Consider the following 8,526-nt stretch of genomic DNA (forward strand, 5'->3'; position numbering starts at 1 on the left):
TTTTATCGTATCGCATACTCATTTTAAGTTTGGGTTTTTATGATTAGTGGCATTCTTTTGGATCATCTTAATTGAATGAGAACCTTCCTATACCCCAAAGTAAAGGTTTAAAGCTTCTAAGACGCTTTCTCTCACTTCTAGATCTTGCTATTCCCTGACCTCCTGAATGGTGGTTCCCTTTGATAACAATAATCTTATCTTAAACGTAAACCTCCAAAAGATAACAGGTACCATTAAAAGTATCTCTTCTTTGTGACCTTTTACCAATGATTAATTGCTGGTCAAAGCTATTAACTAATCTATCCTTACTCTACTAGTTTTAAATTTCTCTAAATAAAATTAATGCATACCCGATATAAGTAAAAACAACTCAAAAAAGGCAGAATCTCATGATTATCAATCAAAATATCACAGCACTAAACACCCTTAATAGGTTAAAAGAAAATAATAAAAAGGTCTCAGTGAATTTAGAACGTTTATCTTCAGGAATGCGGATTAATAAAGCAGCTGATGATGCAGCTGGTCTCGCTATTTCTGAACGAATGAGAGCGCAAATTCGAGGTCTTAATCAAGCGCAAAATAATATACAAGATGGTATTTCTCTCGTTCAAACAACTGAAGGTGCATTAGCAGAAATCCAAGATTCCTTACAAAGGATGAGGGAGTTATCTGTTCAAGCTTCTAATGGTACTTTAACTAATGGGGATAGGCAGGGAATTCAAAATGAGATTAACCAATTGAACCAAGGATTAAATGATATTGTAAATAAGACTGAATTCAATACAAAAAAGTTACTGACTAATTATACCGAAAGTTCTTTTCAGTCTGAATGGAAGACAGTAAAAACAACTGCTAGTGGGAATTTTCGTGATATTACCACAAATGGAGAGATGTTTGTTGCGGTAACAACAGATGGTGATATTGTTTCTTCAGCCGATGGAGAGGTTTGGGAGAAGGAAACAAATTTATCAAGAATTCTTACGAATGTTTATTGGGACGGAGATCGTTTTTTTACAACGGGTGAAGGTCAGACGGTAGCTTATTCTGGTAATGGGAAGGACTGGAAGATTGGAATAGATGGTGGCTCTCATTATTTCTTTGATATAGCAAAAAATAGAGATGTCTACATGGCAACAGGAAATGCAGGGCTGGCCTATTCAAATGATGGTGTAAACTGGAGTTATACTGACCCAAATCTTAACCAAGCAAGTGAAGATCTAATTTCAAATGGACAAGATTTCGTATGGCTTCAAGGAAGTGAACTTAAAACTTCCAGTAAAGGGGTGAGTTGGACTACCCATTTTGACTTTTATGATACATATAGTGCAGGTGAGCCAGATATCGCTTATAACGGAGAAATTTACGTTGTTGCAAATCGGGATGGAAGAACTTTTACATCACCTGATCTTCTAAATTGGAAAGAGAGACAAAGTCTTACTGAAAATGTTATGGAAGTAAAATGGGAGAACAATCAGTTTATGGCAATTTCACAAGGTGAATATGGTGATAATCAATCTGTTGTATCTATTTCGAGGGACGGTGTAAATTGGAGTAGCCATATGATAGAAGACCCGTATATTAACAGCGTTTCTAGTATCAATAAGCTTTATATTGCAGTAGGGTCAAATGGACAAGTATATAAAGGTGAGCTAAGCGAAAAACCTTACCAATTGACATTACAAGTCGGTTCTAACATAAATCACTTTAAAATTGATTTGCCTAATGCATCTTCTTTACTAGAAGAGACAAGTAATATAAGTGTTCTCCATGCTGACAAGGCAACTGAAGCAATTAAGCTTCTTGACATCGCTATAAGAGATATATCATCTGAACGTTCAAGATTTGGGGCTTATCATAATGCTTTAGAACATATCCATAATAACGTTTTAAACTATGAACAGAGTTTAGTATCAGCGGAATCTCGTATCCGTGATGTAGACATGGCGAAAGAAATTATGAACCAAACGAAGAATGTGATTCTTGCTCAAGCATCACAATCCATAATTACAAGTGCCAACCAGCAATCACAGGGAGTACTTCAATTACTTCGTTAATTTTATTGAAACTTTAAGTCATCAGAGGTGTCTCTGATGACTTTTTATCTGTCTGCCTCAATTTCTCTAAACATTTGTCTATTAACACCGATATTATCTAAGAGAATAAGAAAATCCTAGGAGGATCAAAATGATTGAAAAAGTGGCAGGTGGAGGAATAACACACTCCCAATCATTTACTAATACCAAAGATAAAAATGAACTAATCCCCGAGAAAATTAACCAAATACCAACCATTGAACATCAAAAAGAACAACACCAAGAGCCTGTCACAAAAGAAGATGTTCAACAAGTCGTTAAAGGGATGAATGAGTTTTTAGCTGCATCGAATACTCATATCAAATTTGAGTTTCATGATGAATTGCAGGAATACTATGTAACAATAGTAGATAATAAATCAGAAGAAATTGTAAAAGAAATACCGGCCAAAAAGGTTTTGGATATGTATGCTGCCATGACGGAATTCGTTGGCCTTATGGTAGATAAAAAGATTTAAGGAAGTGAAAGAAAATGAGAGTTGGCGGACTTGCCAGTGGGATGGATACTGATTCATTGGTAGCAGATTTAATGAAGGCTGAGCGGATGCCTTTAGATAAATTAAAACAAAAGAAACAGACGATAGAATGGAAGCGGGATGACTATCGGGCAATGAATACTTTGCTCTTGGACTTCCGGTCGGAATTGACCCAATTCAAGTTAACGACAAAATATCGTGCCCGCCAAACGACATCCACTGATGAAAGTAAAGTCACTGCAACAGCATCAAGTGGTGCTTCGCAAGCTTCTTATACAATCAACAATGTTACACAGCTTGCAACTGCTGCAACTAAAGTGAGCGGTACTGGTCCTTCGGAAACGTTATCGAGTGATCCTAACAATAAGCTTGACCCGAAAGCAGGATTGTTCAACCAGACATCAAAGCTGGCCAATGGTGCAGGTTTTACTTGGTCCGAAGGTATCATAGAAAAGCAAACAGTGAAAGCAACTGAAGATGGTACGACTCTAAATTTTGACATTGGTACAAGTACATTAAAAGATTTGGATAAGATGAGTGTAAAGGTAAGTGGAAAGTCATTTGAGGTTGTTACAGCGATGCCTGCTGAAGGACTTGGGAGTAATCAAGTGTTGGTAGATAATACCGGGAGCCTTACTTTTGGGAGCACAGTAAAAAAGGATAGTTCTGTATCCGTAGAATACTTAACCACTGATAAAACAGAAACGATAGATACGACTAATCCCGTCAAAGATTTTCAATTAGCGAAAGGTTCTATAAGCTCTTTGACATTGACGGTGGACGGTACCGACTATTCCTTTGGAACAACTGATGCTGAAGGAAATACCCAATTGGTTGATGCGGGGAATAACTCTATCGGTACTATTAATAAAGAAACGGGCAAGATTACTTTCTCTGCTGAACAATCCAATAAAACCATATCGGTAACGTATAGTCAGAATTACGCTGATTTTTCACTCCAGACCTTTACTAAAGATGGGGAGAAAAACGTGAATTTCCTCATTGCCGGAAATGAGACGCTCAATGGAGTCATCAGCAAAGTCAATCAATCGGATGCAGGCGTCACGATGTTCTATGATTCTTTCTCTGACCGGGCTACAATGACCCGTACAGAAACAGGAAACTTTAATACAAGCGGCAATGAAATTAATACATCTGGAAATTTTGTGAATAATCTTCTAAGATTCGGCTCTTCTGCTGAAACTGGCGGAACGAATGTGAAATTTGAGGTGAACGGCCTTCAAACAGAAAGAAATTCAAATACCTTTGAAATGAATGGAGTAACATTTTCTATTAAACAGACATTCAGTTCAGCTAATGGTGTCAGTACAACAGTAAGCAACAACACAGAAGATGTCTTTGAAAATATTAAGGGCTTTGTTGAAAAATATAATGAACTTATAGGAAAAATCAAAGACAAAACGGGCGAAGAATTTTACCGTTCCTATAGTCCTTTGACAGATGACCAAAAAGAACAGCTTAGTGAAAAGCAGCAGGAACAGTGGGAAGAAAAAGCCAAAAGCGGCTTGCTGAGAAGAGATTCTACACTGTCAGGTTTACTGAGTGAGATGAGATCAGATTTTTATCAGCCAGTAGATAATGCGAATGTCAGCCCGCTATTCAAGCAGCTATCCAGTATCGGGATTACGACTACCAGCAACTACCTTGAAGGCGGGAAGTTAGAGATTAATGAAGCTGAGCTGAAAAAAGCAATTGAAGAAGACCCGGACTCTGTCGAAAATCTATTTAGAGGGGGAAGTGGCGCAGCTTCCGACTCTCAAAAGGGCATTGTTCACCGTCTTTATGACTCAGTCAATGGGACAATTGATAAATTGAAGGAGAAAGCAGGCGGAGCTTTTTCAACGCTTCAACAGTTTACTTTGGGAAGAGAATTGAAAAATGTCGACAGTGAAATCACCCGCTTTGAAGAACGAATGAAACAGGTTGAGGATCGCTATTGGAGACAGTTCACAGCAATGGAAAAGGCCATTCAGCAATCCAACCAGCAGTCGATGTATCTCATGCAGCAATTCAGCGGTATGTAATAATTAAACGGCAATACATGTAAGGGAGGGTCCTATATGGCAGTAAAAAATCCATACAAGACGTATCAAAACAACACGGTAAACACTGCTTCGCCAGGTGAACTAACGTTAATGCTCTATAACGGTTGTTTGAAATTCATCCAGCTGGCTAAAAGGGGCATCGAAGAGAAGAACATCGAGCAGAAAAACCTTAATATCCAAAAAGCACAAAACATTGTCAGTGAACTGATGGTGACTTTGAATATGGATGTAGAAGTATCCAAGAATATTATGAGTTTGTATGAATTCATCCATCGTCGCTTGGTAGAGGCTAATATTAAAAATGATTTGAATGCTCTAAATGAGGCAGAAGCCCTCATCGTTGATTTTCGTGATACATGGAAACAGGTTATACAGCTGGATCGCCAGCAGAAGTTTGAAGGCAAGGCTGGCCAGGTTTAATGAATGTGGTTGAAGAGTGCTACAGGTTGACGAAACAGCTTCATAGTATGCTTCATCAACCTGTTGAGGATGAGGAGCGTGAAGCGTTAATCGAAAAGGCGGCCTCTCTTTTAGCTGAGAGGGAGCCGTTACTTCCGGGAATCACTCCCCCTTTCACACATGATGAAGAGCAGATGGGAAAGCAAATCATCAGACTGAACACAGAAATTGATCAAAAGATGAAATTGATCAAGGCACTTATCAAAAGGGATATGAACAGCATTACCAATAAGAAACACAAAGCCCAGAAATACTCTAATCCATATGAAAATTTTCAGACTGATGGTTATTTTTATGATAAAAAGAACTAAATTATAGTTTGTATCCAACCTGAATATTATAGAGGCTTATTCAAAGACGCGTTCATTCGCGTCTTTTTTTCTTTGAGTATAAGAGCATATTGTATCTAAATTATTGAATCCAAGGAAAGAAGAAGCTAGCTCTTTGTCTATAACCCAACCGCCTCAAAACACTATTTAGCCTCTTTTTATTTATAATTTACAAGTTACGAAAAAATTCGTCAAAATTTTTAGAAAGATTAAGAAGGAATATTGAAGGGAATAGAGAAATATATAAACATAGCTTTATCTAAAGGAGGAGTTTACATGTTGAACTACAACATTCGAGGCGAGAACATTGAGGTAACTCCAGCGATTCGCGACCATGTGGAGAATAAGATTGGAAAGTTGAATCGTTACTTCAATGAAACTCCTGATGCCGATGTACATGTTAATTTGAAGGTGTACCCTGATAAGAAAACGAAGGTCGAAGTGACAATCCCGATGCCGCATCTAGTATTACGCGCAGAGGAGCGCCATGAAGATATGTACGCTGCCATCGACCTGATTGTAGATAAATTAGAACGGCAGATTCGTAAACATAAAACAAAAGTAAACCGCAAGATGCGTGAAAAGGGCAGCCCGAAAGAATTCTTCGCCGCTCAGGAAGGGTTGACAACAAGCCAGCTCAATGAAAAAGCGCGCGAGACTGAAGAAAATGATGAAGTGGTAAGAACAAAGCAGTTCAATCTGAAGCCGATGGACAGCGAGGAAGCGATTCTTCAAATGAACCTTCTCGGCCACAGCTTCTTCATCTTCACTGATGCCGAAACAAATGCAACGAACATCGTATATAAACGCCGAGACGGAAAATACGGTTTAATCGAAACGACGTAAATAGAGTAATATGCATCCTGCAGTGATCTGCAGGGTGTTTTTACATAGAAAAATTAGAGGAGTTTTGTTTCGGACGACGAATAACTTTAAGGGAAGATAACTTTCTCGGGAGGAATACAACATGACATTCAGTATAGTCGGATTTGATCCAAAAGAAAAAGAGTGGGGCATTGCAGTACAGTCCAAGTTCATCGGAGTAGGTGCAGTCGTTCCGTTTGCACGTGCTGGAGCGGGAGCCGTGGCGACACAGTCCTATGCCAATACTGCATATGGACCGCAGGCTTTGCAATTGATGGAAGAAGGAAAGACAGCTGAGGAAGCGTTAGAAATCATTACGAAGGACGATCCGGAACGCCATTTGCGTCAGGTAGGCCTGATTGATGCACAAGGCAACGCAGCCACATTTACAGGAGAAGGCTGCTATGACTGGGCAGGCGGTATGACCGGAGAACATTTTGCAGCACAGGGGAACATTCTCGTTGACCATCGTACGGTTGAAGCAATGGGAGAGACTTTCACTTCAACGGAGGGCACTCTTGCAGAACGGCTTCTAAAAGCACTGGATGCCGGGCAGGAAGCGGGAGGAGATTCTCGTGGAAAGCAGTCGGCAGCCATTTATGTTGTGAAGGAAAAAGGCGGTTACGGTGGATTTAATGATCGTCTGATTGACCTGAGAGTAGATGATCATCCGGATCCTATCAAAGAGCTCATTCGTATTTTCAATCTTCATCAGCTTTATTTTGCCGCTTCCAAGCCGGACAGAGTCGTACCGGTGGATGGATTTGTCCATGAAGAATTGAAGGCGGAATTGGAGCGCCATGGTTACATGAAGGTGGACAAGACGGTGAGCCAGGCGTTACGGGATTACCTTCATACCGAGAACTTCGAAATGAGGGAGCATGAAGGAAGTATTGATCTGGATGTCTTGGAGTTTATGAAAAAACAGGATAAGTAATAGAAAAGCGGATAACGTCCAGGGCGTTATCCGTTTGGTTTTTTTGCGTCTACCTGCTGATATTCAAAAACTGGCTTTCTCTCATTATATTCCCCTTTGAACTCTCCTGAACTGTAATTATGCTTCATGGATTAGCAACTTTTACAAGAAGCAACTTTTCCCTAAACAGTTTAATGTTTACGCTAAGTAGATTATAATAGTAGTTTGTGAGCTTTATTTTGAGCGAGAGCAACATCAGGAGGTACGATTATGAAAACGATTGGCCGGAACGAGCCGTGTGAGTGCGGCAGCGGTAAGAAGTATAAGAAGTGCTGCGGAAACAATTCCGCTGTTAATATTGAAGATTTAGTGCTGGGCGAGCTGGAGATCCTTCAGGCTCAAGTGTATGATTTTATCGCGGTACATAACAGTGAAGAACTCGAAAGTGATTATCATCGCTACTATTCCGAAATGAAGATGATGAACAAGGATCAGGAAATCTATGAAATGGCGTTCCTGAGCTGGTACGGTGTTACGAAAAAGCTGGAAGACGGGCTGACACTGGCAGAACGCTTCATTGACAAACAGAGCAAGGCAGTGACAAGACCACAGACATTAGAAAGTCTGGAGAAGTGGAAACAGCCGAGGATTGTTGCAGGGGTTGTGAAGTCGGCGCAAGGGACGGAACTTGTGATTGAAGATACAGTCGAGGGAGAAGTCTTTAACGTAAAAGGAGCCAATCCTGAGATCGTGGCAGGCTGCTTCTTTATCGGAATCCTTCTTCAAAACGGAGAGAATTACCTGCCGTTTGCTCAGTATTTCGTATACCCTGGCCTTGCTGAAGTCTGTAAGGATGCTATGATTGAAAAAATGAAAGCGGCAGATAAAGATGGAGTGGAAGAGTACCTGATGTCCGACTATCTATACCTTGCTGATCATTGCTTCTACCTTTATACGGGTCAAGGTCAGAAGGCAGAAGAAGAGGCTGCCCCAGAAGCAGAGGAGAGTTCAGACAATCCAGCCTACACAGAGGCGATCGATTCGATGAAGAGCTTCCTGACTGAACAAGGAGAAGCTGCGGCAAGTATTGAAAAAGCGGCCAAGCTGCTGTCACAATACTTTGAGAGCGAGTCACCGAAAATCCGCAATCCGCAGATCTATTCGGCCTCAATCATTGAAGTGATCAAAGGAGATACAGAGTTGAAAACTGACTATCTGCAAAAGATCTTGCAGAAGCATTCGGCGTTTCCGCCAACAGTATCTCAAGAAGATCAAAGGAAATGAAAAGATATATTGGCTGCTGCGGCCGTTTACACGACACGCA

At 40.3% G+C, this 8,526-nt stretch carries 8 protein-coding genes; all 8 read left to right on the forward strand.

The genetic code is table 11. From position 1 onward, the window contains the following. Nucleotides 1-389 precede the first annotated feature (389 nt). The 8 genes from BSG1_RS21655 to BSG1_RS13125 all read left to right on the forward strand — a co-directional run bounded on the left by BSG1_RS21655 (nt 390) and on the right by BSG1_RS13125 (nt 8,486). Nucleotides 390-2,054 (forward strand): flagellin N-terminal helical domain-containing protein, encoded by a 1,665-nt coding sequence (locus BSG1_RS21655; protein ID WP_006837547.1) that lies wholly within the window; start codon nt 390-392, stop codon nt 2,052-2,054. Between the two features lie 130 nt (nt 2,055-2,184). After that, nucleotides 2,185-2,550 carry a flagellar protein FlaG gene (flaG, locus tag BSG1_RS13095; protein WP_006837548.1) on the forward strand — a complete coding sequence of 122 codons (366 nt, stop codon included), beginning with the start codon at nt 2,185-2,187 and terminating at the stop codon, nt 2,548-2,550. A 14-nt stretch (nt 2,551-2,564) separates the two neighbouring features. After that, nucleotides 2,565-4,613: a flagellar filament capping protein FliD gene (fliD, locus tag BSG1_RS13100; protein ID WP_006837549.1), complete on the forward strand. Its 2,049-nt coding sequence runs from the start codon at nt 2,565-2,567 to the stop codon at nt 4,611-4,613. Between the two features lie 36 nt (nt 4,614-4,649). Beyond that, a complete protein-coding gene (fliS, locus tag BSG1_RS13105; protein WP_006837550.1) occupies nt 4,650-5,054 on the forward strand; it encodes a flagellar export chaperone FliS in 405 nt (134 codons plus the stop codon). Continuing rightward, complete coding sequence (locus BSG1_RS13110; protein WP_006837551.1) at nt 5,054-5,404, forward strand: flagellar protein FliT; 351 nt, start codon at nt 5,054-5,056, stop codon at nt 5,402-5,404. Before fliS ends, BSG1_RS13110 begins: the two co-directional genes overlap by 1 nt. 294 nt (nt 5,405-5,698) lie before the next feature. Continuing rightward, complete coding sequence (hpf, locus tag BSG1_RS13115) at nt 5,699-6,268, forward strand: ribosome hibernation-promoting factor, HPF/YfiA family (protein ID WP_006837552.1); 570 nt, start codon at nt 5,699-5,701, stop codon at nt 6,266-6,268. A 121-nt stretch (nt 6,269-6,389) separates the two neighbouring features. Then, on the forward strand, nt 6,390-7,223 hold the full coding sequence (locus BSG1_RS13120; protein WP_006837553.1) for a DUF1028 domain-containing protein: 834 nt from the start codon (nt 6,390-6,392) through the stop codon (nt 7,221-7,223). A 249-nt stretch (nt 7,224-7,472) separates the two neighbouring features. Then, on the forward strand, nt 7,473-8,486 hold the full coding sequence (locus BSG1_RS13125) for a YecA family protein (RefSeq protein WP_006837555.1): 1,014 nt from the start codon (nt 7,473-7,475) through the stop codon (nt 8,484-8,486). Nucleotides 8,487-8,526 lie beyond the last annotated feature (40 nt).

Origin of the sequence: Bacillus sp. SG-1, assembly GCF_000181495.1 — a bacterium.
Classification (GTDB): domain Bacteria; phylum Bacillota; class Bacilli; order Bacillales; family Bacillaceae_B; genus Rossellomorea.

Coding starts and splice junctions, on each gene's coding strand:
- hpf (WP_006837552.1), top strand. CDS start 5,699: ATGTTGAACTACAACATTCGAGGCGAGAACATTGAGGTAACTCCAGCG.
- fliS (WP_006837550.1), top strand. CDS start 4,650: ATGGCAGTAAAAAATCCATACAAGACGTATCAAAACAACACGGTAAAC.
- BSG1_RS13110 (WP_006837551.1), top strand. CDS start 5,054: ATGAATGTGGTTGAAGAGTGCTACAGGTTGACGAAACAGCTTCATAGT.
- flaG (WP_006837548.1), top strand. CDS start 2,185: ATGATTGAAAAAGTGGCAGGTGGAGGAATAACACACTCCCAATCATTT.
- BSG1_RS13125 (WP_006837555.1), top strand. CDS start 7,473: ATGAAAACGATTGGCCGGAACGAGCCGTGTGAGTGCGGCAGCGGTAAG.
- BSG1_RS13120 (WP_006837553.1), top strand. CDS start 6,390: ATGACATTCAGTATAGTCGGATTTGATCCAAAAGAAAAAGAGTGGGGC.
- BSG1_RS21655 (WP_006837547.1), top strand. CDS start 390: ATGATTATCAATCAAAATATCACAGCACTAAACACCCTTAATAGGTTA.
- fliD (WP_006837549.1), top strand. CDS start 2,565: ATGAGAGTTGGCGGACTTGCCAGTGGGATGGATACTGATTCATTGGTA.